The sequence below is a fragment of the Acidimicrobiales bacterium genome (assembly GCA_041394185.1).
Lineage (GTDB): Bacteria > Actinomycetota > Acidimicrobiia > Acidimicrobiales > Poriferisodalaceae > JAAETH01.
The window spans coordinates 122751-148802 of sequence record JAWKIQ010000004.1 but is presented as its reverse complement, the minus strand read 5'-3'; the positions used below and the strand labels follow the sequence as shown (position 1 = coordinate 148802).

21 protein-coding genes are annotated in these 26052 nt (G+C 65.9%); 12 read left to right on the top strand and 9 right to left on the bottom strand.

Annotation, left to right across the window (positions count from 1 at the left end; translation table 11 throughout):
• The first annotated feature begins 14 nt into the window (after window positions 1-14).
• Window positions 15-1064: a ferrochelatase gene (locus R2770_18610; protein ID MEZ5282476.1), complete on the top strand. Its 1050-nt coding sequence runs from the start codon at window positions 15-17 to the stop codon at window positions 1062-1064.
• Here R2770_18610 and R2770_18605 read toward each other — a convergent pair.
• From R2770_18605 to R2770_18595, 3 genes are all read right to left on the bottom strand, one after another.
• Window positions 1061-1681: a thymidine kinase gene (locus R2770_18605; GenBank protein MEZ5282475.1), complete on the bottom strand. Its 621-nt coding sequence runs from the start codon at window positions 1679-1681 to the stop codon at window positions 1061-1063. The two genes, R2770_18610 and R2770_18605, sit on opposite strands and share 4 nt — an antisense overlap.
• A gap of 57 nt (window positions 1682-1738) precedes the next feature.
• On the bottom strand, window positions 1739-3928 hold the full coding sequence (locus R2770_18600) for a DUF11 domain-containing protein (protein MEZ5282474.1): 2190 nt from the start codon (window positions 3926-3928) through the stop codon (window positions 1739-1741).
• 117 nt (window positions 3929-4045) lie between these two features.
• A complete protein-coding gene (locus tag R2770_18595) occupies window positions 4046-6847 on the bottom strand; it encodes a vitamin B12-dependent ribonucleotide reductase (GenBank protein MEZ5282473.1) in 2802 nt (933 codons plus the stop codon).
• 587 nt (window positions 6848-7434) lie between these two features.
• On the opposite strand from R2770_18595, the gene R2770_18590 reads away from it, so the two are divergent.
• On the top strand, window positions 7435-8187 hold the full coding sequence (locus R2770_18590; GenBank protein MEZ5282472.1) for a pyrimidine reductase family protein: 753 nt from the start codon (window positions 7435-7437) through the stop codon (window positions 8185-8187).
• Here the strand turns inward: R2770_18590 and R2770_18585 are convergent.
• A complete protein-coding gene (locus R2770_18585) occupies window positions 8177-8572 on the bottom strand; it encodes a LysM domain-containing protein (protein MEZ5282471.1) in 396 nt (131 codons plus the stop codon). The two genes, R2770_18590 and R2770_18585, sit on opposite strands and share 11 nt — an antisense overlap.
• 278 nt (window positions 8573-8850) lie before the next feature.
• Here R2770_18585 and lexA point away from each other — a divergent pair, with 278 nt between their 5' ends.
• A complete protein-coding gene (gene lexA, locus R2770_18580) occupies window positions 8851-9483 on the top strand; it encodes a transcriptional repressor LexA (protein MEZ5282470.1) in 633 nt (210 codons plus the stop codon).
• A 19-nt stretch (window positions 9484-9502) separates the two neighbouring features.
• On the opposite strand, the gene cysS is transcribed toward lexA, so the two are convergent.
• Window positions 9503-10906 carry a cysteine--tRNA ligase gene (gene cysS / locus R2770_18575; protein MEZ5282469.1) on the bottom strand — a complete coding sequence of 468 codons (1404 nt, stop codon included), beginning with the start codon at window positions 10904-10906 and terminating at the stop codon, window positions 9503-9505.
• Window positions 10907-10970: 64 nt separating this feature from the next.
• Between cysS and R2770_18570 the strand changes: the two genes are divergently transcribed.
• Complete coding sequence (locus R2770_18570; protein MEZ5282468.1) at window positions 10971-13019, top strand: molybdopterin-dependent oxidoreductase; 2049 nt, start codon at window positions 10971-10973, stop codon at window positions 13017-13019.
• Here R2770_18570 and R2770_18565 read toward each other — a convergent pair.
• Window positions 12953-13585, bottom strand: coding sequence for a phosphoribosyltransferase family protein (locus R2770_18565; protein MEZ5282467.1), 633 nt, complete (start codon window positions 13583-13585; stop codon window positions 12953-12955). The two genes, R2770_18570 and R2770_18565, sit on opposite strands and share 67 nt — an antisense overlap.
• Window positions 13586-13726: 141 nt before the next feature.
• Here R2770_18565 and R2770_18560 point away from each other — a divergent pair, with 141 nt between their 5' ends.
• Window positions 13727-16177: a bifunctional diguanylate cyclase/phosphodiesterase gene (locus tag R2770_18560; protein ID MEZ5282466.1), complete on the top strand. Its 2451-nt coding sequence runs from the start codon at window positions 13727-13729 to the stop codon at window positions 16175-16177.
• Window positions 16178-16260: 83 nt separating this feature from the next.
• A complete protein-coding gene (locus R2770_18555) occupies window positions 16261-16746 on the top strand; it encodes a DUF4395 domain-containing protein (protein MEZ5282465.1) in 486 nt (161 codons plus the stop codon).
• A gap of 12 nt (window positions 16747-16758) precedes the next feature.
• Here the strand turns inward: R2770_18555 and R2770_18550 are convergent, their stop codons facing one another.
• Complete coding sequence (locus R2770_18550) at window positions 16759-19032, bottom strand: molybdopterin-dependent oxidoreductase (GenBank protein ID MEZ5282464.1); 2274 nt, start codon at window positions 19030-19032, stop codon at window positions 16759-16761.
• A 102-nt stretch (window positions 19033-19134) separates the two neighbouring features.
• Here R2770_18550 and R2770_18545 point away from each other — a divergent pair, with 102 nt between their 5' ends.
• Window positions 19135-19332 (top strand): hypothetical protein, encoded by a 198-nt coding sequence (locus R2770_18545; protein ID MEZ5282463.1) that lies wholly within the window; start codon window positions 19135-19137, stop codon window positions 19330-19332.
• Between the two features lie 9 nt (window positions 19333-19341).
• On the opposite strand, the gene R2770_18540 is transcribed toward R2770_18545, so the two are convergent.
• Window positions 19342-20307, bottom strand: a complete 966-nt coding sequence (locus R2770_18540) for a calcium/sodium antiporter (GenBank protein MEZ5282462.1) — start codon at window positions 20305-20307, stop codon at window positions 19342-19344.
• A gap of 110 nt (window positions 20308-20417) precedes the next feature.
• Entirely contained in the window at window positions 20418-20642 is a 225-nt protein-coding gene (locus tag R2770_18535) for a helix-turn-helix domain-containing protein (GenBank protein MEZ5282461.1), read from the bottom strand.
• A 255-nt stretch (window positions 20643-20897) separates the two neighbouring features.
• Between R2770_18535 and R2770_18530 the strand changes: the two genes are divergently transcribed.
• From R2770_18530 to R2770_18510, 5 genes are read left to right on the top strand one after another with little or no spacing between them, the layout of a single operon-like run.
• Window positions 20898-21602, top strand: coding sequence for an RcpC/CpaB family pilus assembly protein (locus R2770_18530; protein MEZ5282460.1), 705 nt, complete (start codon window positions 20898-20900; stop codon window positions 21600-21602).
• A complete protein-coding gene (locus R2770_18525; GenBank protein MEZ5282459.1) occupies window positions 21599-22915 on the top strand; it encodes a hypothetical protein in 1317 nt (438 codons plus the stop codon). Before R2770_18530 ends, R2770_18525 begins: the two co-directional genes overlap by 4 nt.
• Window positions 22915-24210, top strand: a complete 1296-nt coding sequence (locus R2770_18520; protein MEZ5282458.1) for an ATPase, T2SS/T4P/T4SS family — start codon at window positions 22915-22917, stop codon at window positions 24208-24210. The genes R2770_18525 and R2770_18520 overlap by 1 nt, the downstream gene beginning before the upstream one ends.
• Window positions 24207-25127, top strand: a complete 921-nt coding sequence (locus tag R2770_18515; protein ID MEZ5282457.1) for a hypothetical protein — start codon at window positions 24207-24209, stop codon at window positions 25125-25127. The genes R2770_18520 and R2770_18515 overlap by 4 nt, the downstream gene beginning before the upstream one ends.
• Window positions 25124-26026, top strand: coding sequence for a type II secretion system F family protein (locus R2770_18510; protein MEZ5282456.1), 903 nt, complete (start codon window positions 25124-25126; stop codon window positions 26024-26026). Before R2770_18515 ends, R2770_18510 begins: the two co-directional genes overlap by 4 nt.
• Window positions 26027-26052 lie beyond the last annotated feature (26 nt).

Genomic DNA, 26052 nt, shown 5'->3' with positions numbered 1-26052 from the left:
CTAGCGTGCTGGCCGTGAAACGGCCCTACGACGCCATCTTGTTCATGTCCTTTGGAGGCCCAGAGGGCCCAGACGACGTCATCGAGTTTCTCGAGAACGTCACCCGCGGGCGCGGTGTGCCTCGCGAACGCCTCGAAGAGGTGGCCGAGCAATATGCGATGTTCGGCGGCAAGAGCCCCATCAACGACCAGAACCGGGCATTGATACAGGCGGTCAGGTCCGAACTCGACCTCCACGGGATCGACCTTCCCATCTACTGGGGCAACCGCAACTGGCACCCGTTCGTCACCGACACTGTGGCCGAGATGGTGGCCGACGGCGTCCAGCGTCCGCTGGCGTTCGTGACATCGGCCTACAGCACCTACTCGGGTTGCCGCCAATACCGCGAAGACATGCAGCGGGCATGCGACGCCAACGGCGCCGCCTTCTCGATCGACAAGATCAGGGCCTTCTGGCACCACCCGGGGTTCATAGGCCCCATGGCCGAGGGGGTCGAGGCCGCTTTGCGCTCGTTCGCCGACGGGCCCGAGCCCAGGCTGGTGTTCGTCGCCCACTCGATACCCGTGTCCATGGCTGCCACCTGCGACTATCAGGCACAGCTGGCAGACGCCGCCGAGTTAGTCGTCCGGTCGCTGTCGCCGAGCTCAGCCCCGAACGACACCGTTGACTCGTACGACATCGTCTTCCAGAGCCGCAGCGGCCCTCCGCAGGTGCCTTGGCTGGAGCCCGATATCTGCGATCACCTCGCGGCGCTGGCCCAGCAGGGTGTTTCGCGGGTGGTGGTGGTACCCATCGGGTTCATCAGCGACCACATGGAGGTCATGTTCGACCTCGACACGCAGGCAGCCCAGGCGGCCGAGTCGCTCGGGATCACCATGGTCCGCTCGGCAACGCCTGGCCTGCACCCCGACTTCGTGGCCATGATTCGCGAACTGATAGCCGAGCGCATCTCGGCCGATGCCGCGGTGCGCAAGCTGGGGCCGCTGCAGGTCAGGCCAGACACCTGCCCGGCGGATTGTTGCCCGGCGCCCCAGAGGCCTCGACCCACCGGTGGTCAGGACTAAACCGCCCGCAGCCCCTCGGCCATTGCCTGGCGGGCTGCGCTCTCGCCGCTCATCCAGTGCCGTCGGCACTTGAGCTCGTAGGTGACGGCGGCCTCGCGCCCGTCGTCCACCAACACCACATCGCCCTCGAACACCTGGGTGCCATCGACCAGGCGGGCGTTGTGGGTGGCGAGTTCTCCGCACCAGCACCGTGACTGGACCTGCAGTTCGTTGCGCTCGTCGGCCATCTCGAGCAACCGTGCGGTGCCCTCGAACAGTTGGCCACGAAAGTCGGTCAGCAGACCAAAGGCATAGACATCGATGCCCAGCCGGTCCACCACCGCGACCAGTTGGTCGATCTGGCGCCGCGAATAGAACTGGGCTTCGTCACAGATGGCGAACTCGAGACCGCCGCAAGCCCGAGCCTCAGACTCGATCTTGGCGCACACGTCGTCGTGATCGCCGATGGTGTGGGCCCGCGCCGACACGCCCAGCGCCGAGCTGACAGCGGCACCCTCGCGGTCGTGTTTGGTCAGCAGCAAGCCGGGCGCGGCCTGACTCAGGTTGTGATGGATCTGCAGCGCCATGGTGCTCTTTCCAGCACCCATGGTTCCGAAGTAGAAGCGCAGTTTGGCCACGAGCCCTCCCGGTCAGGGCTCAAACTACAGCACGGTGATTCGGGCTTGTCCAGCGCGTCAGCGAACCCGCCGACGTCCGAGCTTGTCGATCGATGTCGCCAAGATCACGAGGTCGACGCCCAGCACCAGAACCAGCAGGCCCATCCAGCCGAGGTGCAGCGAATCGGCACCGGTATTGGGCAACTCGTCGTCTCCGCCCACATCACCACCGGGCTGGGCGGTGGTCGTGGACACGGTTGTTGTGGTGGTGTTGACATCGGTGGTCGGACTGACCGACGGCAGCTTGACCGTTACGACATCCTCGTCGTCTTCGGACGGCTGCTGTGGGCCATTGCCCGGAGTCGAGTCGATGTCGGGCTGATCGTGTGTGTCGACCTGGGCGAAGTTGTCGAACTCGACCGGCGCATCAGCATCGATCGTCACGACCAGATCGATGCTGGCGCTGGATCCGGCCGCCAAGTCACCTATGGTCCACGTTCCGGTGGCCGGGTCGTAGCTTCCGTCGCCTGTGCTGGAAACGTAGGTGACGGCGTCAGGCAAGGTGTCGGCAACGGTCAAACCGGTGACGTCGGACAACACCTCACCGTTGGGTCCCGAGGCCTTGGCCTCGACCGTCAGGGAGTAGGTGATGGTGTTTCCCGGAACCCTGTCGACCGGCCCATCGACTCCGTCGACCTGCTTGGTGAGCTCGACGTCGATCAGTGACGCCGACACCGCGGCCGAGTCGTCGTCGTCCTCGGGCGGTTGCTGCGGACCATTGCCGGGCGTCGAGTCGATGTCGCTTTCGACATGGTCGGCGACCTCGGCCAGGTTGATGTGGCGGCCAACCGCGTCGACCGTGCTCTCCAGAACCAACCTGACGCTGTCGCCGGCCGCCAGATCGCCGATGGTCCACACCCCGGTGGTGGTGTCGAAGCTGCCGTCGCCTGTCGCGTCGACGATGGTGATGCCGCCCGGAGCCACGTCGTCGACGACCAGGCCGGTGACATCGTCGAGGTCATTGCCGTCGGCGTCCTGTGATGCAGCCGACACGATGATCTCCCAGAACACCGTGTCGCCGACATCGACGACCAACTCGTCGCCGAAAGGCCCGGACGCCGAGGTCGAGACGTTCTTCACGAGCGAAACGTCGATGCGCGGTGTTGCGTCGACATCACCAGATGGGGTCAGGACGAAGGGACCTCCACCCACCGACGCCCCCGACTCGCCTACCTGATCGGCCTCGGACTCCATCTGGAACATGAACCAGGTCGCGCCGGCGGGTACCAACACGTCGAAACGCATGGAGGTCCACTCGGGCTGGAAGTCTCGATGGAAGTTCAGGACCTTGAACGGCGCCTCTTGGGCTCCGCCCGGGTAGGGGTGGCCAGCCTCGTAGGGAAAGTCTGGGGCCGGGTTGATCTCGGTCGTACAGGGCAGGTCGTCGCCGAAGGGATCGTCGAGGGCTTCGACGCCGCCGTTGATTCCATAGGCCGCGCCGGTGCCTGCGTCGATGGCGACTATCGAGTCGGGGTGGTCACCCGAACCGGCAGACATCCAGATCGCGTCACCTCGACACACCGTCTGAAGGCTGTCGGTACCTGCGTGGTTGATGAAGAAGGTGGCCTGACGCTCGAAGTCGGCCGGTGCGAAGTTGTAGATGATCGGGGCGGTGATGCCCTGTCCGTCGGGGAGCCCACGCCAGTAGTAGTCGATGCCGGTGCGGACCTCGACGAACGAGGGCACCGGGCACGGAGACGTGTCGTAGACGATGACCAGGCTGAGCCCGTTGTTGTAGCGGCCCACGTTGGTGTCGTAGCCGCTCACATCGACCGTCTGGGCGTCAGAACTGGTGATGATTCCGAGCCCGGTGGGGCCAACGTCGGCGTACCACGAGTACCAAGGCTGGGGCAGCCCCGAAGGCGCATAGCCGACCTCACCCGGCGGCTGGGTACCAACGACCTCGACGCCGTTGATCGTCAGTGTGCTGTCGGCCCTGGACCCGCCAGGAGCGATGTCGTTGGGAGTCGGATCGTCGTACCCGGCCCACTCGACGAACGCCGCCACGACCGGACCCGGGCCCGCGTCGACTGCGATAGTTCCCGTGCCCGAGCCCTGCAGACCCACGCCATAGTCGTGGACCACCTCACAGCCGGCCTCGGTCTTGTGAAGGGTCATGAAACCATCTGCGCCGACCTCCGGCGCCAACCCCACCAACACCGTGAGCAGGACGGCTGCGCCGATAAGCGCGCGTGTCGTTCGCTGCATCGTGAATCTCCCTCAGCGCCTTCCGCCAGCGCAGCGGGCAATCTAGTCGGGCCGCAAACTACAAGCACGTCATATGTTCGGCCGACCACCGAGGGTGGCCGAAATGAAGCCGGACGATCAGCTGCACCCGCTGGTGGAGCCACACGAGCGGCACGTGTAGCACGAACCGGCCCTAGTCATCACGTCGCCACAGGTGAAGCACAGCGGTGCGTCGCCTCCACGTCGCGCGGGCGACGAGGCGGCCTCAGCCTGATAGGGCACCTCGGGGGCCGTCGCGGCCGCAACCGCGCGGGGGTCGACAGCCATGCCGGTGCCCACCGCGGCGCCGACCTCGTTGGCCACAGCCGCGGTCTCCATACCGGGCAACGTCGGCTCGGTGCGTTCGCCAGTGGTCAAGATTCCCAGTTCGCTGCGCTCGTCGAAGGGCAGGTATTCCAGTGCCAAACGCCGGAAGATGTAGTCGACCAGCGATGTGGCGATGCGCAGGTCGGGGTCGTCGGTGATGCCCGCCGGCTCGAAACGCAGGTTGGTATAGGCCTCTATGTACGAGCGAAGCGGAACGCCGTACTGCAGTCCATGGCTGACCGATATGGCGAAGGCGTCCATGATTCCGGCCAGGGTCGAACCCTGCTTGGCGACGGTCAGGAAGATCTCGCCAGGACGACCGTCGTCGTACTCGCCCACGGTCATGTAGCCGTGGCAGTCGGCGACGCGGAACGAATAGGTGCGGCTGCGGCGATGACGCGGCAAACGCTCGCGCTCTGGTGCCCGCGGAGCCAGTTCGGGCACCACCGAAACGGCCTCGGCCACGGCGACCCCCTCGGTGGTCTTCTTGGCCTTGGTGGTCGACAGCGGCTGGCCGACCTTGCAGTTGTCGCGGTAAACCGCCACCGCCTTGAGGCCCAGCTTCCAAGCGTCGAGGTGAAGCTGCTCGATGTCTTCGACCGTCGCTTCTTCGGGGAGGTTGACGGTCTTGGAAATGGCGCCCGACAAGAACGGCTGAACCGCCGCCATCATCTTGACGTGGCCGCCGTGATGGATGACGTTGTCGCCCATCGAGCAGGCGAACACCGGAAGGTGCTGTTCGCCGAGATGGGGTGCGCCGAGAATCGAGGAGTTCTCGAGAACGTATTCCTCGATGTCGGCGATCTGGGACTCGGAGTAGCCGAGACGACGAAGCGCCCGCGGGATGGTGCGATTGACGATGGACATCGTGCCGCCGCCTACGAGCTTCTTGTACTTGACCAGGCCGAGGTCGGGCTCGATGCCGGTGGTGTCGCAGTCCATCATGAACGAGATCGTCCCGGTGGGTGCCAACACGGTGGCTTGGGCGTTGCGGACACCGACGGTTTCGACCCGCTCGACGGCCTCGTCCCAGGCCTTTTGTGCCGCCCCGAGCAGATCGAGGTCGACAGCCTCTTCGTCGATGCCGTTGACCGCGTCGCGGTGCATACGCAGCACGTTCACGACATTGTCGGCGTCGCCGGCAAAGGCATCGAATGCACCCATGCGGGCGGCGATCAGACCGGACGTGGCGTAGGCAGCGCCGCCCATCAGGGCGGTAACAGCGGCACCGAAGGCCCGCCCCTTGTCGGAGTCATAGGGCAGACCCAGTGCCATCAACGTGGCGCCGAGATTCGTGTAGCCCAGACCCAGCTGACGGAACCGCCGCGAGTTGTCGCCGATGGCCTGGGTCGGGTAGTCGGCATGACCCACCAGGATGTCCATGGCAGTGAAGGTGACACCGACGGCTTGCTGGAACCCTGGCACGTCGAAGTCGCCCACCTCGTCGAGGAACGCCAGCAGGTTCAGGCTGGCGAGGTTGCACGACGAGTTGTCGACATGCACATATTCCGAGCACGGGTTGCTGGCATTGATGCGACCGGCGTTGGGGGTGGTGTGCCAGCGGTTGATCGTGGTGTCGTACTGAAGGCCCGGATCGGCGCACTCCCAGGCGGCCTCCGCGATGGAGCGGAAGATGTCGCGGGCCCTGACGGTGTCGATCACCTCGTCTGAGGTTCGTGCCGTGAGCTCCCACGTGTCGTCATTCTCGACAGCGATCATGAACTCGTCTGTGACGCGCACCGAATTGTTGGCGTTCTGGTACTGGACAGACGCGCTGTCGGCGCCGTCGATGTCCATGTCGAAGCCCGCGTCCTTGAGCACGCGCGCCTTGCGCTCCTCGCGTGCCTTGCACCAGATGAAGTCGTCGATATCGGGGTGATCGGCGTCGAGAACGACCATCTTGGCGGCCCGCCGGGTCTTGCCGCCCGACTTGATTGTGCCGGCCGAAGCATCGGCGCCGCGCATGAAGCTGACAGGACCCGAGGCCTCACCGCCGCCCTTGATGAGCTCCTTTGACGAGCGGATGCGGCTGAGGTTGACGCCCGAGCCCGAACCGCCCTGGAAGATGCGGCCCTCTTCGACGTACCAGTTGAGGATCGCCTCCATCGTGTCGTCGACGCTGAGGATGAAACACGCAGAGGCCTGCTGTGGCACACCGGCCACTCCGATGTTGAACCACACAGGCGAGTTGAAGGCGACCCGCTGGTGCAGCAAGAGCCATTTGAGCTCGTCGCGGAATGTGTCGCGCTCGGCGTCGTCGGCGAAATAGCCGTCTTCGTCGCCCCAGTCGGTGATTGTGTCGGCAACCCGGTCGATGACCTGGCGAAGGCTGCTCTCGCGACCTGGGGTGCCTATGGTTCCACGGAAATACTTCTGGGCGACGATGTTGGTCGCGTTGAGCGACCAACCAGCCGGGAACTCTACGTCGATCTGCTCGAATGAGGTCTCGCCGGTGCGCCAATCGGTAAGGCGCGCGTCTCGAAGCTCCCAGCTGACCTCGTCGTAGGGCGAGATGCCCGCAATGGTGAAGTGGCGACGAAAGCCGAGTTCTTGACGATTCTGGGCGAATGCCATGTCTGTTGGACCCTTCATGGCGCTGTGCGCGCTGCGTCGATTGAGTTCAGCCGGTGCGAGAAACGACCGTGGCCGCGGCCGGGGACCGGCAGGTATGGACAAACGTACCCGCGCCTGGCGCCAGTACGACGTACGTCCCGGGATTGCTCGAACGAGTCGAGTCGACCCCTTCGTTCCGCCCGTCCCGGCCGCTGCTCACTGGCTTCAGAAGCTAGAGATCGGAGCCTGTGGACTCCTAGAGGACAGACGGGAAAATTCTGTGGACAAACCCCGCGACGGTTGTGCACAGGTTCGGCGCGAACCGGTGGAGAACGCGGGCAGTGTCGGGGCCGAAATGACCCGATTTGTCCACAGGTTGGTGGACAACTGGCCGCCGAATCGGAAAAACCGGCCGCTGACCTGCGAGTTTGCTTGACAGCGCAAACCCACAGGAAGCGCCGGTTGTTCACATGACGCGAAGGTGAACGGTGGATTACAACCCACAGGACTCCACACCCCCTGTGGATCAACACCGAGCGTGATCCACGGCCGACAGCGGCCGCGACAGCCGCTGATAGCGTCGAGGCGACCCCCGAGGAGGGCCCCTGATGCATCGGATCCTGCCGGCACCGACCATCGAGATCGACACCGACGACGCCTACCGGATGGAGCGCGTTCGCCACGACGGGCGGCCCTGGTTGATGGTCAACATGATCGCGTCGGCCGATGGAGCTGTGACAGTGGACGGAGTGTCCGGGGGCCTCGGCAGTGCGGGCGACAAGGACGTGTTCGGCACCATCAGAACCATCCCGGACGTGATTCTGGCGGGTGCCGGCACTGTGATAGCCGAGGACTACGGCCCGCCATCGACGTCGGTCAGCACGCGGGCCCGGCGGCTGGGGTGTGGTGCGTGGCCGGTCGCCCGCATAGCGGTTGTGTCGAACTCGTTGAGCGTCGATCCGGCGGCCCGGCTGTTCAGCGCAGGCGATTCGAGGCCGATAATCATCACCTCCGAAGCCGCCGATGCCGATCGGCGCAATGCTCTGGCCGAGGTGGCCGACGTCATAGTCGCCGGCACCGGTCGTGTCGACATGACGGCCGCCCTGACCGCGCTTGGCGAACTGGGCGCCAGGGTGGTGTTGTCCGAGGGCGGGCCCAGCCTCAATGCCCAGCTCGCCGCAGAGGGCCTGATCGACGAGATGTGTGTGTCGCTGGCACCCATGGTCGTCGCCGGCGACGCTAGGAGGATCGTCCACGGTGCAGCCCTTGCCGAACCGATCGACCTGGAGCTGCGCCAGGTGCTGACCGAGGATCACTATCTGTTCCTGCACTACCTGCGCGCCGAACCGATCACGGATTGACGACCACCACCTGGCCCGGCACCAAGACCTGACCAGACGACTCGACCATCCGCGAAACCAGTGGCCTGATGTCGCCCGTCGGGTAGTGCTGGCGGGCGATCGACCACACCGTGTCACCCGGCTGGACCACGTGGGTGATCGGCCCCGACGACGCAGCCGCGGCAGGTACGTCGTCGAACAGGTAGGACGCAGTGGTGGTCGCCGCTGCTACCAGCAACCAGACGAACGCGGCGACGACGACGAGGGCCACGAGCTGGCGACGGCGAACCACATGGGGCTCGGGCACGACGGCACGCCTGCCAACGTTGTCGACCACGAGCTGCAGCTGCGGGCGTGCACCCGGGGGCGTGGTGGCGATGGGATCGTGGGTGAGCAATGCGGCCATTCGAGCTCCTCGGACTGCGGTGGATGCGTACGGTCAGATCGTGCACGGGGGGTGGGACAGTCATTTCGGACAGGCCGATCGAGCTGCAAGCCCATCGACCGATCCGGAACACTCGTTCCACGAACGCCCGTTCTGTTCGAGCACCCAAGTGACCAGAACATTCGTTCGCTGTCAACACCCGCCGCGGAACTGTCGTTCGTCGAACAGATGTTTGATTCGACGTCGCCTGATCGATACACTCGGCGCCGGGTCGCAGGCACGAGCGCCAGGAGCACACAATGAACAACCCCGATCTGACAGATCGTCACCGCGGCATCCTCGAGTTCATCGACGACGCCATGAGAGAGCGCGGCTATCCGCCCTCGGTCCGCGAGATCGGCGAGGCGGTCGGGCTGGCCTCACCCTCGACCGTTCACTCACACCTGCGCAAACTCGAAGAACTCGGCTACCTTCGCCGCGATCCCTCCAAGCCGCGAGCCCTCGAGGTCACCTTCGAAGCCGGCTCGTTCACCCACGCCGAACGCCGCCCCTTCAGGCTCGTGCCTCTCGTGGGCGAGGTCGCGGCCGGCACCGACGTGCTGGCTCAGGAAAACGTCGAAGAGCTCGTCCCCATGCCCGGCGACATCACGGGCGAGGGCGAACTGTTCATGCTTCGAGTCAGGGGCGACTCGATGATCGACGACGGGATCCTCGACGGCGACTATGTGGTCGTGCGTCGCCAGTCGGTCGCTTACCGCAACGACATCGTCGTCGCCGGCATTCCGGGTGAAGAGGCCACGGTCAAGCGGTTCGCCAAGGATGGCAACAAGGTCACCCTCACGCCTGCCAACCCCACCATGAAGCCGATGGTCTTCCGCTCAGACGAGGTCGACCTGTTCGGAAAGGTCGTCACGGTGATGCGCAGGCTCTGACGCCCGCTCACCCTTCGCCTCAGGCCCGATGCCAGATCGGGCCAGAGGCGGTGTCTTCCACCACCACGCCCATCGAGGTCAGCTCGTCTCGGATCGCGTCGGCTGCGGCGAAATCTCTGTCGGCTCTGGCCTGCTGGCGCCGGGCCACCAGGTCGTCGATCTTCGAGTCATCATCGCCGTGGTCGTCCTCGCCCACAGCCAAACCCAAGACGGCGCACAACAAGACAACGGTGCCGGCCAGCCGTGCTGCGTCGTCGAGCCGCCCCTCGTCCAGCGCCGAGTTGGCCGCTCTCACGGCACCGAACACAGCATCCATCGCCGCCGGAGTCGACATGTCGTCTTCCATGGCCGAGCGGAACCGCTCGACGGTGTCGACATCGAGACGCTGGGCGTCGTCGGCGGCGACCGTCGGGTTGGCCGAGGCCAGCGTCACCCCCGCTGCCACCGCCCGGCGCACCATCGCATCGAGGCGCTTGACGGCCTCGGCCGTTTGGGAAAGCGATTCTGGACCCATCTCCATGGTCGAGCGGTAGTGCGTCTGCAACACAGCCAGGCGCACGGCGCGCGGACCAAAGGCTTCGAGCGCTTCGGCCAGGGTCGTGAAGTTGCCCAGCGACTTGGACATCTTTTCGCCCGAGACGTTCAACATGGCGCTGTGCACCCAGAACCGCGCGAACCCGTGCCCGCAGGCCGACGCCTGCGCCTGCTCGTTCTGGTGGTGTGGGAAGGTCAGGTCGTCTCCCCCGCCGTGGATATCGAATGATTCACCCAGGATCGACATCGACATCGCCACGCACTCGGTGTGCCAGCCGGGCCGACCCGGACCCCACGGCGTTTCCCAGCTGGGTTCGCCTGGCTTTGCCGCCTTCCACAACGCAAAGTCGAGGGGCGAACGTTTGGCCTCGTCGACCTCCACCCGCTGACCTGCGTCCTCGAGCAACTGCTCGAGGTTGCGACCTGCCAGACGGCCATAGTCGACTGCCGACGTGACGTCGAAGTACACGCCGCGACCTTCAACCACATATGCGGCGCCGGCATCGACAAGCTCGCGGATGGTCTCGATCATGCCGTCGATGAACTGGGTGGCCTGGGGTCGGTGATCGGGGTGCTCGACCCCCAGCCGATCCAGCTGAGCGACATAGCTGTCGAGGAACTCGGTTGCGACCTCGGCCTCGGTGCGACCTTCGCGCTCGGCTCTGCCGATGATCTTGTCGTCGATGTCGGTGACGTTGGCGACCATCGTCACCTCGTGACCGGTCCAGCGCAGGTAGCGACGCAGGACGTCGTAGGTGAGAGCCGTGCGTCCGTGACCCAGGTGTGGATGGTCGTACACGGTGGGTCCGCAGACGTACATGGAGACCCGTCCGGGGACGAGCGTGTGCAGCTCGGCCTTGGTTCGTGTCATCGTGTCGTACAGCTGCACCGGAAGCTCCGTGTTTCGAGGGCGGTGTCAGCCCGTGAGGGTACTGGCCGGGAGGTTGCCGATCATGCGAGATATTCCAGGTGCGTGCCCCCTCGACTGCCCCGACGGGTGCTCGTGGGTGGTCACCATCGACGACGACGGCAAGGCGGTGCGTGTTCGCGGAAACCCCGACCACCCGTTCACCAGGGGTGGGTTGTGTAAGAAGGTGAACCCATGGCTCGAGCACGCCGCTGACCCATCGCGACTGCTTCAACCGCTGAGGCGGATCGGGCCCAAAGGAGCGGCCCGGTTCGAACCCATCGGTTGGGATGAAGCCATTGGCACCATCGCCGAACGGTTCAGCGACATCGTAGACACCAGCGGCGGAGGCGCGATCTGGCCCTTCTACGGTACCGGCTCGATGGGATATGTGCAAGGCGCGAACAGCACCCAGGCACTGTGGAACCGGATGGGTGCTGCGGCACACCACCTTTCGATCTGCTCACCAGCGGGCCACGCCGGCCTCAGGCTCACCATGGGCATCTCGGTGTCACTAGACCCCGAGCAAGTCGTCGACGCCCGAACCGTGGTGATCTGGGGTTCGATCACCCTCGTGGCCAACCAGCACTGGTGGCCCTATGTCGAAACGGCAAGGCGCAACGGCGCGAGGTTGGTGGTAGTCGACCCTGTGGCCACGCGCACCGCCAAACGCGCCGACCTGCACCTCGCGATCAGGCCGGGCACCGACACTGCCCTGGCGCTGGCGGTGTGCAACGGCTTGATCGAGCGCGAAGCCCACGACCCGCACTTCATCGGCCACCGCACGACGGGATTCGACCAGTTCGCGGAAAGCATCCGTGGCTGGACAACCGATCGCGCCGCCGACGTTTGTGACATCGGCGCCGCGCAGATCGAGGAGCTGATCGACACCATCGCCGCCAATGCTCCGCTGGCGATCAAGATCGGGCAGGGCATGCAGCGCCACCATGGCGGCGGCCAGGCGGCCCGCGCCATCTCGTGCATCCCGGCCGTGATCGGGGCCTTCGACCAGCCCGGCGGCGGACTGGTGTATTCGACGTCGCGTTACTACCAGTTCAACCCCGCCTACCACCACACCGAGCTGGGCACGCGTCCCCGCACCCTGACGATGACCCTGCTGGCAGAAGAGCTCGACCCACACAGGGCCCAGCCCGTCGAAGCACTGTTCGTGGTGGCGGCAAACCCGATGGTTTCAAATCCCGATACAGCCGCTGTGGCCAAGGCGCTGTCGCGCGAAGACCTGTTCACTGTCGTTGTCGACGTGTTCGACACCGAGACGGTGGCCTATGCCGACATCGTCTTGCCCGCCGCGATGCAACACGAGCAGCTCGAGCTGAACAACTCGTTCGCCCACTTCTACGCCAACCTCAACCTGCCGGCCGTCGAACCACCGGGACAGTGCCTGCCATTCAGCGAGATCCGCAGGCGTCTGGCGGCTGCGATGGGCTACGACGAACCCGTGCTGCACCTGTCGGACGACGAATTGCTGGACGAGCTTCTCGACCATCAACCCTTCGCCGAGGCTGGGATCGATGCGCAGAGCCTCAGGAGCACGGGCTGGGCCCGCCTGCCCTACGCCACACCGTGGGCTCCGACCCGCCAGAGATTCCCCACACCTTCCGGTCGTTTCGAGTTCGCCAGCACGGCCGCGGCCAACCAGGGTTTGGGCCTGGTTCCCGAGTTCGAACCTACCCAGTGGACCACCGGCGCCGGCGAATACCAGCTGATAGCGGCTGCGAGCGACTGGCACCTCAACTCGACGTTCGCCGGCACCCAGAAGACCCGGTCGAAGACGGGCACCCCGCCGCTGCGCCTCAACGGCGAGGATGCAGCTCGTGATGGCCTGGTTGACGGCGACCGCGTCGTGGTCGAGTCGGCCGCGGGCACCTTCGATGCGGTGGTTGCCATCGATGCGTCGAGTCGTCCGGGATTGGCTTCGACCGACAAGGGGTGGTGGCGCCAAGGTGTCAACAACGTGATGGGCGAGGCCCGAACCGATGTCGGCGACGGGCCCGTCTATCACGGCGTTCAGGTATCGGTTCGGCTCAAGAGCTCGAACACCTCGGCCTCGGTTGTCGGCGAGAAATCCACGTAGAACTGCCCTACGCCGAAGAAGGTCGTTGGCGTCTCGGCGACTATGACCTCGTCAGCTGGTCCGAGCAGCTCGGTGTGAGCCCCTCGGGGCGCCACCGGAACCGCCAGGACCACCATCGATGCGCCGGATGCTCGGGCCACCCCGCAAGCCGCCCTGGCCGTTGACCCGGTGGCCAGGCCGTCGTCGACTATCACCGCGGTCCTGCCCGCCAGTTCGACGCGGGGCCTCACGCGCCTGATCGCCTCGACACGGCGTGCGACCTCGGCGCGCTCGCGCTCGGCTGCAGACTCAAATGACCGCGCGTCGACGCCGTAGGCACCCAGCACTTCGTGGTTGACCCATACCACACCGCCCTCGCCGACGGCCCCCATGGCCAACTCGCTGTTGGTGGCCAGGCCGACCTTGCGAACCACGATCACGTCGAGGTCGAGGTCCAGCGCGGCTGACACTCGAGCGGCCACGGGTACACCACCACGGGGAAGCCCCAGAACCACCGAGTCGGGCGCGACCTTTCCCTTGACGAGCCGCGCCAGGCGATCGCCTGCATCTACTCGATCGGAGAACATCAATCTCAGTCTCCGGCAACACGGCCCGCCGACACAGAGGACAACGTCGGCAACGCCCGTAACACAACCGCAATATTGACCTCAAGCCGATACCGAGGCGATGCCGAAACCTCACGGTGTGGCTTCGAGCGGGATGACGAAATGAACAGAGCAGCGACATGGGGGATGATCGCGGCGGTTTGCGCTGGGTCGGTTGCCATCGTGGCCATCGCCCCCGGCGTGCCGTCGGCCGATGGGGTGTTCATCGCAGCCGTCTGGGTGGTCGCAGCTGCTGCGATCGCCGAGGCGGCCGCACTGCGCTTCAGGTTCAGGCGCGAGCGTGCCTGCCTCACCCTCTCGGGCGCCGCGGTTGTGATCGCAGCGCTGTATTCGGGTCCGCTGGCAGCTGCGATGGCTGCGGCGACAGCCGGTCTGGTGTCGGCGGTCGCCGAGAGAAAGCTCCGCCCAGAGATGGTCGCCCTGGGGGTGGCCGAGCGCCTGGCCAGAGCCGCCGCCGCAGTCGCTGTCGCTTCATGGCTGATCGACGTGGGGTCGGTGTCGAACCCGGCCTCTTGGGCAGCGATCGCCCTAGTGGCCTCGGCCGCAGAGCTCACCGCCGAGGTCGTCGGCTCTGTGGGCCGGTGGTCGGCCGGCACCCGGCGTTCGGCCAACCTACTGGCCGGGCGGGCAGGCCTGGGCTTGTTTGCCGCAGCGCTGGTGTCGTCGGCATCGGTCGCCGCGTCGGTGATCGCCAGCGTCGACCCCTGGGCCGCGTTGGTCCTGCTGGTACCCGTCATCGGCACGGCCCTGGCCCGCTGGCTCGCGACACGCGAGGCCGCCAACGACGACAAGATCAAGTTCCTGAACGAGGTCCCCGGGCAGTCGCCCGTGGCGGTTCGACAAGACCCGTTGCTGAGCTTGATGACCCGAGCCGAGCAAGAGCTGGGGGCGGTGTCGGTCGAGCTGGTGCTGTTCGACCACTCGAGCTCGGGCTCGCGTGTCATCAGGTGCATTGGCGGCGGCGTGGTGGAAGAGGTGCTGGACGGTGCCACCACCGTGGTGCTGCGTCGGCTGAGCACAGGCCTCGGCGACGTAGACCGTTTGGGCGCGTCGCAGACCGGCACCCTGGTGAACCTGCATGGCGCCAACGCAGTGTCGGCTCTGGCCGGGTCTATCACAAAAGCCGGCGAACCGATCGCGCTGATGGTTGCGGCCGGCAGCATCTCCAGCTTCGGAGCGTTCGGCAACGATACCGCTGCCACCTTCGACCGCTTCCGGCACCGGATCCAGACGGCACTGGTGAAGCAACAGATCGAGACGCAGGCCGCGTGCGACCCCTTGACCGGCTTGCCGACTCAGGACGTGTTCGACGACCGTACGCGAAGCGCGATGTCTGGCGACGGCTCGGTTGCCGCCTTGCGCATCGACCTCGACGACTTTGCCGTGGTCAACGATGCGCTGGGGCACGCGGCGGGCGACGCGATCTTGTCGGTCATCTCGGTGAGGATTCGCCGATGCCTGGGTCCAGACGACATCGCCGCACGCTTCGAGGGCGACGAGTTCGGTGTGTTGCTCGTGGGGCCCAACGATCCCGTGGCGGTGGCTACCCGGATCGTCGAAGAGGTCCATCAGCCGATCACCATCGCCGGCCAGAACGTCAGCGTGGCGGTGAGTGTCGGCATCTCGAGCTCCGACTCCGATACCGACGCCGGCGACCTGTTGACCCATGCCGACTCGGCCATGCGCCAGGCCAAGGAACGGGGCAAGGGCGTCGTGGCCGTGTTCGGATCCGACCTGGTCGAGATGGGCGGCGGGCCGGTACGCACCTCGCTGGCCCGGGCGCTCGACGCCGACGACAACGCCCTCAGCGTCGTCTATCAGCCGATCTTCGCGCTGGGCACGTCCGATGACCAGGCGACCTCGGTAGGACCGGTGGCAGGCTTCGAGGCGTTGGCGCGATGGCGGTCGGAGGCGTCGCGCTCGCCCGAACACACGTTCATCGAACAGGCAGAGGCCGAAGGTGTCATCGGTGTCGTCGACGGCAAGGTCTTCGACCAGGTGCTCAACGACCAGCTGCGGTTGCTCGGCGGCGCGTCCGACGGGGCCCGGTTCGTGGCGGTGAACCTGTCGCCGCTGACCCTGGCCGACGAGTCACTGCCCGAGCGACTGGCCCATGCGGCGGATGCGGCAGGCGTCGACCGCAGCTCGGTGATGATCGAGATCTCCGAGCGCACCCTCGTCGAACAGCCCGGAATGGTCGTCGGCAGGCTTCGGGCGCTCACCCGAATGGGGTTCCAGGCATCGATCGACGGCTTCGGCACCGGCGGCACGTCGTTCAGTGTGCTGAAGCAGATCTCGGCCAAGACGGTGAAGCTGGCGGCCCAGCTGGTGGATCACGTCGACGACGATCCGGACGCGGTGGCCACCGTCATCGACCTGGCGAAATCGCTGGGGCTCCACGTGGTTGCTCATGGCATAGAGCGACCCGCGCAGCTCGAGGCCCTGGCGTTGTTGGGCTGCGACTTCGCCCAGGGCTACCTGCTGGGCCGGCCCCAACCAGCTCCTGAGCTGGCAGCCAGCCTGGTCGAAGCATCCGGATCGATCGGCACCTGAACCCTCCGACATCCAGACATATTCCACGATTTGTACCTAAATATGAGTATTCAGATCGGGTTTATCTGGTTAGCATTCGCTGCATGAGTCGAATCGTGTCTTTTCCTCAGGAGGTGAACGAGCTGTCGGCCCGGCTGGTCGCCGCTGGTGTCGTCGCTATGGGCGCCACCTTCCTGGCCACAGGCAGCGGCTGGGCCTTGGTTCCCCTGGCCTATGGATTCGCGGCACGCGTGCTGTCGGGGCCGCGGTTCAGCCCACTGGGGTTGGTGGTCACGCGCATCGCAACCCCCGCCCTCGACCGTCGCCACCGCATGGTTCCGGGCGCGCCAAAGCGATTTGCCCAGGGCATCGGCCTGGCGTTCGCTTCGACTGCATCGGTGTTGTTCGTGGCCGGTTACCCCGGTGCCGCCCAACTGGTGGTCGCCGCGTTGGTCGGCGCTGCGAGCCTCGAGGCTTTCGCCGGCGTATGCCTGGGCTGCATCATCTACAACCGCATCTGGGGTTGCGAAGACTGCTTCGACATCACCGACCGCATGGTGGCGTTGTCGCGAGCAAAGGCAAACGCCTGAGGCGCAACCGGGTCAGGCGGGCACGACCGTCACGGGCACACCGTTGAGGGCGATGTTCCCGCTGATCTGGTCAAAGAACTGCTCGTCGGTCAACACGTTGGTGTTGACACCGCGATATTCGGCGGCAACCCGCATCTCGACCCCGGGGAGGTTCTGGCCGAACCCGTGAGGAATCGACACAACGCCGGGCTTGATGCCGTCGGTGACCTCGGTGTCGACGACCACCTCACCCACCCGCGAGGTGACCCTGGCGGGCGAGCCGTCGGCCAGGCCCAGCCGGTCTGCGTCGTCGGGGTGAATCTGCAGGGTGCAGCGGTTGCGTCCCTTCATCAACACCCGGATGTTGTGCATCCACGAGTTGTTCGACCGCACGTGGCGCCGACCGACCAACACCATGGCCTGAGACCAGTCGCGCTCGAGCGAGGCAGCCAGTCGAGGCAGATCGTCTCGAATCTGCTGTGGAAGCAGCTCGATCTTGCCCGACGGGGTGCGCAAGATGTCGGGAATGCGACCCGGCTCCAGCGGACCCAGGTCGACGCCGTGGGGGTTGTCGATGAGGGTGTCGAGCCCGATGCCTTCGGGGTCTTCGCCGAATCCGTCACCGTAGGGCCCGGTGCGCAGCATGATGTCCAGCAGACGAAGCGGGCCGCGCCGCTCGCCCAACTCGGCGACCAGCTCTTCCACGTCGCGCCCGTGCACGCTCGACCACTGGTCGCGTGTGACCGACGACAGCAAACCCAGCGCAGCCGCATCGTCCATGGCGGTGATGTCGGCGTCTGGGCCCTCGCCGGCGAACACGCCAGCCAGCCTCAACAAGATCTCCCACTCGTCTGGCTGACCCTCGTCGAGATCGAGCACCGGCAAGGACGCGTTGGCCACGTTGTGTACCGCGAAGTTCAGCAGGGCGAGGTCGTAGTGGCTCTTCTGCAGCGGTGAAGGCGGGGGCAAGATGACGTCGGCGTGGCGCGTGGTCTCGTTGATGTACATGTCGACCGAGACCATGAACTCGAGCGAGGCCAGGGCTGCGTCGAGGCGGTTCGAGTTGGGATTCGACGACACCGGGTTGCCGCCGATGGTCACCAGCATTCGCACCTGGCCCTCGCCTGGCGTTTCGATCTCCTCGGGAAGCGCCGTGACAGGGAACTCACCGAATGCTTCTGGTCGGTTGCCGACCCGCGAGAACGCCCGGCCCATCCGGAACCCCCGACCCGAGCCGGGCTGACCCTTGGTGGAAGGCTGACCGACAGCACCCTTGGTGAACATGGCGCCGCCGACGCGGTCGAGGTTGCCGCTGAGGATGTTGACAACGTCCACCAGCCAGCTGGCCAGGGTGCCGAACTCTTGGGTGGCCGTACCGATACGCCCGTACACGGCTGCGGTTGGGGCAGCACACAGATCGTCGGCCAGGGAACGGATGTCGGCGGCGCTGATGCCACAGATCGTGGCAACCACCTCGGGTGTGTACGGGGCCAGCAACTGCGGCAGTTCGTCGAGGTCGGCGCAGTGCTGGGCCACGGCACCGGCGTCGGCCTGGCCGGTGCTGATCATGTGGTTGGCCATTGCGGCCAGCAGGTGGGCGTCGGAGCCCGGCCGGATGGCCACGTGGCGGTCGGCTCTTGCCGCTGTCTCGCTGCGCCGGGGGTCGACCACCACGACCTTGCCGCCGCGTGCCTGAATGCGCTCGAGCCGCCCCGGAAAGTCGGGCGCGGTGCACAGCGACCCGTTGGACGCATAGGGGTTGGCGCCGAGCATCATCAGGTAGTCGGTGCGGTTCAGGTCCGGAACCGGAACACTCACCGAGCCGAACATGATGGCGGCCGAGATCTCCTTGGGGCGCTGATCGACGGTCGATGCCGAGAACCGGTTGCGGGTTCCCAGGGCCCCGATGACCGCGCGGTTGTACAGCATCGGCCCGAGCGAGTGGGCGCACGGGTTGCCCATGTAAATGGCAGACGCATCGCGGCCGTACTCGGCCAGCAGCGGCATCATCCGTGCATCGATCTCGGCGAACGCGTCGTCCCAATCGACCTCAACAAACACCCCGTCGCGCTTCACCACGGGCTTGCGGAGCCGGTCGGGGTCGTCGTGCAGATGCCCGAGCGTCGAGCCCTTGGGGCAGATGAATCCCTGCGAGAACACGTCGTCGCGATCACCCCTGATGCGTTTGACGGTCTCGGCGCCATCATCACCGCGCTCGAGGGTGATCTCGAGACCGCATCCGGCCTCGCACAGCGGACAGGTCCGATACGCAATGCGGGTGTCCTCGGCGTTTTTGGTGTCGGTCATGGGTCCCCCAGGGCGTGTAGGTGGCGATCATTCTCCCAGACGCCGGCCGCGTTTCCCACGTCCACACTTGACCGAACGTGTGTTCGACGCGATCATGCGCCGATGACCAACTATCGCATGGCACAACACGAGATCGCCCAACTTCGCCAGACGGTTGCGATGCTGCAGCCGGGCAGCAACGCGAGCGTCAGACGAGAAGACATCCTGCGCCTGGTCGCCGAGGTTCAGCGCCTGCAGAACGACCTCAACGGGCTCACCTCTGGCCTTCGCACATTGCTCGACCGGTCGGCCTCGACGTGAACGGCTCCGCTACAGAGCCAGCGCGGCGTCGACCTCTTCTGTGCCGCCGGCCAACAGCACCAGCGCGGCGACATACAGCGCCACCAACACCAACCCCTCGACCCGGTTGAGCCGCCGACCGTTCGACGCGAACAGATACGCCAGCACCACGGCCACCACCATCAGCACCGAACCCCGCCCCGACAACAGCTCGTCGGTGATCACCCCGGGCCCAACCAGCCCCATGATGCCCCCCACGGCCAACGAGTTGAAGATGTTGCTGCCCAGCAGGTTGCCGACGACCAGGCCGGTCTGACCCTTGCGGCAGGCGATGACGGTGGTGCCCAGCTCGGGCAGCGAGGTTCCCAATGCAACCAGAGAGAACCCGACGAAACCGCCGGTCAGACCGAAGTCGTCTGCGATTTCGGTAGCAGCCCACACCACCACCTGGGCGCCGACCACGGTCATCGCCAAACCCAGGACGGTGAAGAACACCAGCCGGCGCTGCGAGCGTTCGTCGGCCTGGTCGCCGAACGTCAGGTCTTCGACGTCGAGGCCGCCACGGATTATCAAACCGAGAGCGACCACCATGGCCACCACAAAGGCGATGCCTTCCCAGCGCGCCAGAACCCCGTTGAAGAAGAAGGCCGCCGACATGGCCACGGCGGCGATGGCCAAGGGTCCCTCGCGCACCAGGATGCTGCGATCGACCGCCAGGGGCGCTATCAGCGCGGCCACCCCCAGGACCAGCGTCACGTTGGCGACGTTGGAGCCGACGATGTTGCCCACGCCCAGGGCCACTTCGCCGCGGGCCGACGCAATGGCAGACACCACCATCTCGGGCGCCGAGGTACCAAAGCCGATTACCACTGCGCCCACCAACACGGGCGACAGACGGTGCCTGACCGCTATTGCGGCCGCGCTTTCGACGAAGCGATCTGCGCCCTGCACCAGCATGACCAGACCCGCAATCAGAACCGGAACCGCTACGAGCATGTCAGGCGACTACGGAGTTTGCGCGGGCGAAAGTGAACCCGAAGGTCGGTTCTGGCACACGCAAAGTAAACAGGTCGGCCGCCGATTTGCGGCGGACTCAACGACGAAACTCAGGCCTTCTCGGCCGCCTCGGGATACAGGTGCTCGAGCGAGCCGGGCTCGATGCGACACGAGTCGATGTAGGTGTCGACGTCTGACTGCTTGAGCCTGATCACCCGGCCGAATCGGTAAGCCGGAACATCACCCTCGTCGATGAACCGGTAGAGGGTGCGCGGGGTGATGCCCAAACGGCGGGCCGCTGCTGCGGTCGAGAGCCAGGTGATGTCTTCTGCCACGGCGGTCATGCTAGTCCCTCTCGGTATCTGTCACCACATTTCGAAAGCGCGCCACCACGTACCGCCACATCCGGCCGCGCTCGACTTGCCGGGACATTCTTCGGCCGACCGGCAACCAACCTTTCGCCCTTTCACACACACAAACAGCACTCTGGGTAGCGTCTCTCGATCTGTTCCATGCCTTTCAGCTCGTTTGAAGAAAGTTTCAGATGAACTATTGACCACTCTTGGTGACTCTGTATAGCTTCCGAACGCATGACTACAGTCGCTCCGCCGGTGGGGGCTTCCGCAGAGGCCGCCGAACGACCAGACCACACCCAGCGCGCAATCCGCCCAAGGCGACCGTGGCCCGGAACCCGGGCTGCCGTTGGCGGGCTGTTGGTGGCGCTCAGCGGACTCGGGTTGTTCGTGGCCTTCGAGCGGGCCAACACTGCCCCGACCACGCTGTACCTGGTAGCACGCGAACCCATCGCCCCCGGCACGGTGCTGTCCCCCGACCTGGTCGGCGGGCAGCGTATGGATCTCCCAACCGGGCTCGACGCGGTCGCGTTCACCACAGCAGACGACGATCTCGTGTTGGGCAGCGTGACCCTCGAGGCGATCGGCGCCGGCGAGCTGATCCAAGCATCGGACATCCGCCCCCTCGACGAGGGCGCCGATGCGATGACCCCCTACGAGATGAGCTTTCGCATAGAAGCCGACAGGGCGGTGGACGGCACGCTGCGAGCGGGCGAGCGCATCGATGTCTACGCAACCGTCGGCACCGGACCCAGCGCGTCGACCGAGTTGATCGACGCTGACGTCCTCGTCGTCAGCGTCAATCGCAGCAACGACTCGGGGCTTGCAACGGCGCGCCAAGTGGTCACGGTTGCACTGGACAACACCGACCAGGTGTTGGCTCTGACGTCGGCGGCCGACCGCGGCACGCTGACCCTGGTGCGCTCGAGCGTTTGGCGATGACCTCCGGGCGCTACCTGGTTCTCGGCCTGGCGTCGGTACGAGCCGTATGGCCCCGCGAAGTAACGGGCTGGGCCATGGCCGGAGCGCTGCCGATCGAGTTCGTCAAGTGTGTCTCGGTAGAAGAGGTGAGGGCTCGGCTGCGCAGCGGACGCAAGCACTCAGCTGTTCTTGTCGACTCGGCCGCTCTCGGCATCGACCGAGATCTCTTCTCGGCTATCGCCGAAGCGGACGCAGCAGCAATCGTCGTCGGCAGCGACGACCGCGACTGGATCGCCCTCGGAGCACACGCCCGGCTGCACGAGGTCTTCTCCAGACAGGACCTGATCGAGCGGCTTTCGGCCCACGCAGTTGCGGTCGGCGAGGTCATGACCGACCCGCAGCAGGTGTTTGCCGACGCGGGGCCGGTTGCGTTCAGAGGACGCACGATCGCCGTAACCGGAAGGTGTGGCTCCGGGGTGTCCACGTTGGCGATCGCGCTGGCTCAGGCCTTCGGCTCCGATGCGGCAACCGCCGGCCAGTCGGTTCTGGCCGACCTGTCACTCGACGCCGACCAGGCGATGCTGCACGACGCGACCGACATTGTTCCCGGTGTCCAGGAGTTGGTCGACGGGCACCGCTCGTCGGCCATGGCATCGGCGCAGATACGGCGGCTGACCTATTCGGTTCCCGGCCGCCGCTACGACCTGTTGCTCGGGTTGCGGCGCCGCCAGGATTGGGTGGCCGTTCGCCCTCGAGCATTCGCAGCTGCCCTCGACGGCCTGAACCGAACGTACCGCCGGGTGGTCGCCGACATCAGCGCCGACTTCGAGGGCGAGCTCGAGACGGGCTCGCTCGACATCGAAGACCGCAACACCATGGCGCGGGTCACCGCGCTGGCAGCAGATCTGGTGTTGGTGGTCGGCCGTCCGGACCTGGTAGGCGTGCACGGCCTTGTCGGCGTCATAGACGCACTCGTCGGCCTTGGCGTGGAACCCGATCGCATCGTGCCGGTGTTCAACGGGTCTCCCAAGTCCAAACGAACCAGGGCCGAAGCCGCCCAAGCCCTGGCCGAGCTGGTCGACATCGAGAGCTCGCTTCGAGACCCGATCCACATCGGCACGGTCAAGAACCTCGACGACGTACACCGAAACGGAACCCTGCTGCCCCACTCGCTGGTCAGGGCCATCGCCCAACCTGTCGATCGGGCGTTGAGCGAGGTCGAGCCCCTCGACCCATCAGGCCCGATGTCGGGCGTGTCCCCCGAACCGGTCGCAATCGGTTCGCTGGGCACATCCGGCTCGACGGGCTCGGGCCGTGATGAGGCTGCATCGTGATGGCGCAGGTGAACCCCCTCGCCGAGATCGAACGGCGCGTCCAAGACAGGGCCAAGGCCCTCGAGGTCGATCCGACGTCAGCCGAGGGAACCGAGATCCTCAGCCGATTGGTCGACGAACAGATCGGGCAGTGGAACCTCGACTTCAAGCGCGGTCAGCGCGAGTTCGACCTGGCCGAACCGGCGCTGGTGGCAGAGCGGGTCGTGCGCAACCTCACCGCCTACGGGCCTCTGCAACCGCTCCTGGACGACCCCGACGTGTGGGAGATCATGGTCAACGCCCCAGACGCCATCTTCGTAAAACGTCACAGCGGTCCGTCGGGCTATCACGACGAGGTCTTTCACGACGACGATCACGTCAGGCGAATTCTGACGAAGATCCTCGACGACGCGTCGGCAGCACACCGCACGCTCGACCCAACCGAGGGTCTTCAAGATGCTCAGCTCGACAGCGGGGCTCGCCTGCACATCGTGCACGCCGACGTGGCGCGCGGCGGGCACCTGATGTTCAACGTGCGCAAGTTCACCGGGGTGGCCTACCGCAGCCTCGACGAACTGGTCGACGCCGGCACGCTGACCGAGCCAGTGGCGCGGTTCCTTCGGGCATGTGTGCGCAGCCGGGCTTCGATTCTGTTCGCGGGCTCGCCGGGTACGGGAAAGACAACGCTGCTGTCGTGCTGCGCCGCCGAACTCGATCCCAGCCTCAGGGTCGTGGTGGCAGAAGAGGTGTTCGAGGCCGACGTGCCGTTGCCCAACGTTGCGTCGATGCAGACCAGGCCGGCCCGCAGTGAGCGCGACGCGGTCGACCTGCGGCGTCTGGTGGCAGGGTTCCTGCGGATGGCACCCGACGTCGCGATCGTCGGCGAGGTACGCGATCGAGAAGCACTTCCGCTGCTGTTGACCCTGTCGTCTGGAGTCACCGGATACACCACCATCCACGCCGGCTCGGCACGACAGGCTCTGACCCGCCTGCGCTTCATCTGCCAGCTGGCCGACACGTCGAACGAACTTCCCATGTCGGCGCTGAACAGTCTGGTCAGCGAGGCGATAGACGTCGTGGTTCACCTCGACCGCTCGGCGAACGGCGTTGAGCTGACCGGAATCGTCGCCGTCGAAGATCTGGTGGCGGGAATGGACGGTGTGCAGTTCACAGCGACCGATGTGTTCTCGAGGCCGACGCGAGGCGAACCGGCTCGCTGGAGCGGAGACCGCCCGATCCGGCTGGGCCACAAGCTCGCCGACCACGGCTACGACCTGAACGACCTGCTCGACGACACGCGGCTGGGGTCGACATGATCGAGTTCCTTTTCATGGTCGCCGGCGCCACCGGCGTGCATCTGATCTACACACGTTTCGCGTTCGGCCGCCGCACGCTGACCGGGCCGGGCACGCGGCGCGCCGGCGTGCCGCGGCGACTGGAACAATGGCTGGCGCAGGCTGGGCTTCCCGGAGTGCGAATCAGGGACGTGGCAGCCGTGTGCGCTGCACTGTTCGTCCTGACGTTCTTGGTGACCTACGCGATCTTTGGTGGGATCTTCGCCGCAGCAGTCGGTGGTTCATTCGCTGCGACCTGGCCACTGGTCGCCTACCGGCAACGACGCATCAACCGCATTGCGGCAGCGGGCGAGGCGTGGCCCCGGATGATCGAGGAGATCCGCATCCTCACCGGCTCGGCCGGCACATCGATTCCCCAGGCGCTCTTCCAGGTCGGCAGGCGCGCGCCTCGCGAGATCTCCGATGCCTTCGACATATCCCATCGCGAATGGCTGCTGACGACCGACTTCGAGCGTGCGCTCGATGTGCTGAAGGCCCAACTCGCCGACCCGACAGCCGACGCTGCCTGCGAGACCCTGCTGACGGCGCACCAGGTTGGTGGCGTCGACCTCGACCGACGATTGTCCGACCTCGCCGAAGACCGAACCGCAGACGTTCAGGGCAGAAAGGATGCCCGCGCCAAGCAGAGCGGCGCCCGGTTCGCGCGGGCGTTCGTGATCATCGTGCCGATCGGTATGGCCCTGGTAGGCCTGACGATCGGCGACGGACGTGAGGCCTACCGGACCACGAGCGGCCAGCTGGCCGTCGTCGTCGGCCTGGCGATGATGGCTGCGTGCTGGCTCTGGGCCGGACGCGTGATGGCCATCCCACCCGAGCAGCGCGTATTTGCAGATCGATCCGATCGCAGAACCGCTCTCGACCAGGAGGCGCAGAGGTGAGTCGGCTCGCGGTGCTGTCCACATTGGTCCTGTGGGCTGGGACCACCATGGCGTTGTCCCACCTGCGTTGGTTCAGAAGGCTCCCGCTGGCCGAACGCCTGCGCCCCTTCGAAACGGGTGGGGCGAGGTCGTCGCGGCCGCTGGCCACTTCGCGGTCGCTCGACGAGGTCATCACACCGCTGGCCAACACGTTGGGCGAGCGGCTGTCGCGCGGCTTCGGCGTGTCGGAGGAACTGGCGCTGCGCCTCGAGCGGGTTCACTCTCATCACGACACGACTTCGTTTCGCACCCGCCAGCTCACCATGAGCCTCGTCGGACTGGCAGCGGCGGTGTTGGTGCTGCTGGCTGTCAGACCGCCCGGCCCCGTCGCCCTCGCTGGGCTGCTGTGCGGCCCACTGCTTGCGTTCCTACTCGTCGAGCAGGGCTTGGCGCGCCAGAGCGAGCAGCACCAGCGGCGGCTGTTCCTCGAACTGCCCGTGGTCGCAGAACAGATCGGAATGCTGCTCAGCTCGGGCTATTCCATCAATGGCGCACTGAGCCGTATCGCGACGCGAGGCAACGGCGTCTGCGCCACGGACCTGCGGCGCGTCACCAACCGCATACGCCAAGGACTCGACACCAACCTCGCGCTTCTGGAATGGGCCAGAGTCGCCAACGTGCCCACGCTTCACCAGCTGGTCTCGGTGCTGACCCTGCACCAGGACACCAGCGATCTGGGCGCCTTGATATCGAGCGAGTCGCGCAGCATGCGTCGGGCATTGCAGCGCGAGCTGATCGAGCGCATCGAACGCCGCAACCAGCAGGTCTGGATTCCGGTGACCGTAGCGACGCTGGTGCCCGGAGTGATCTTCCTGGCCGTGCCGTTCATGAGCGCCCTGTCGGGGTTCTCGGGGATCTGACAACAAACAATCAGAAGGAGACACAC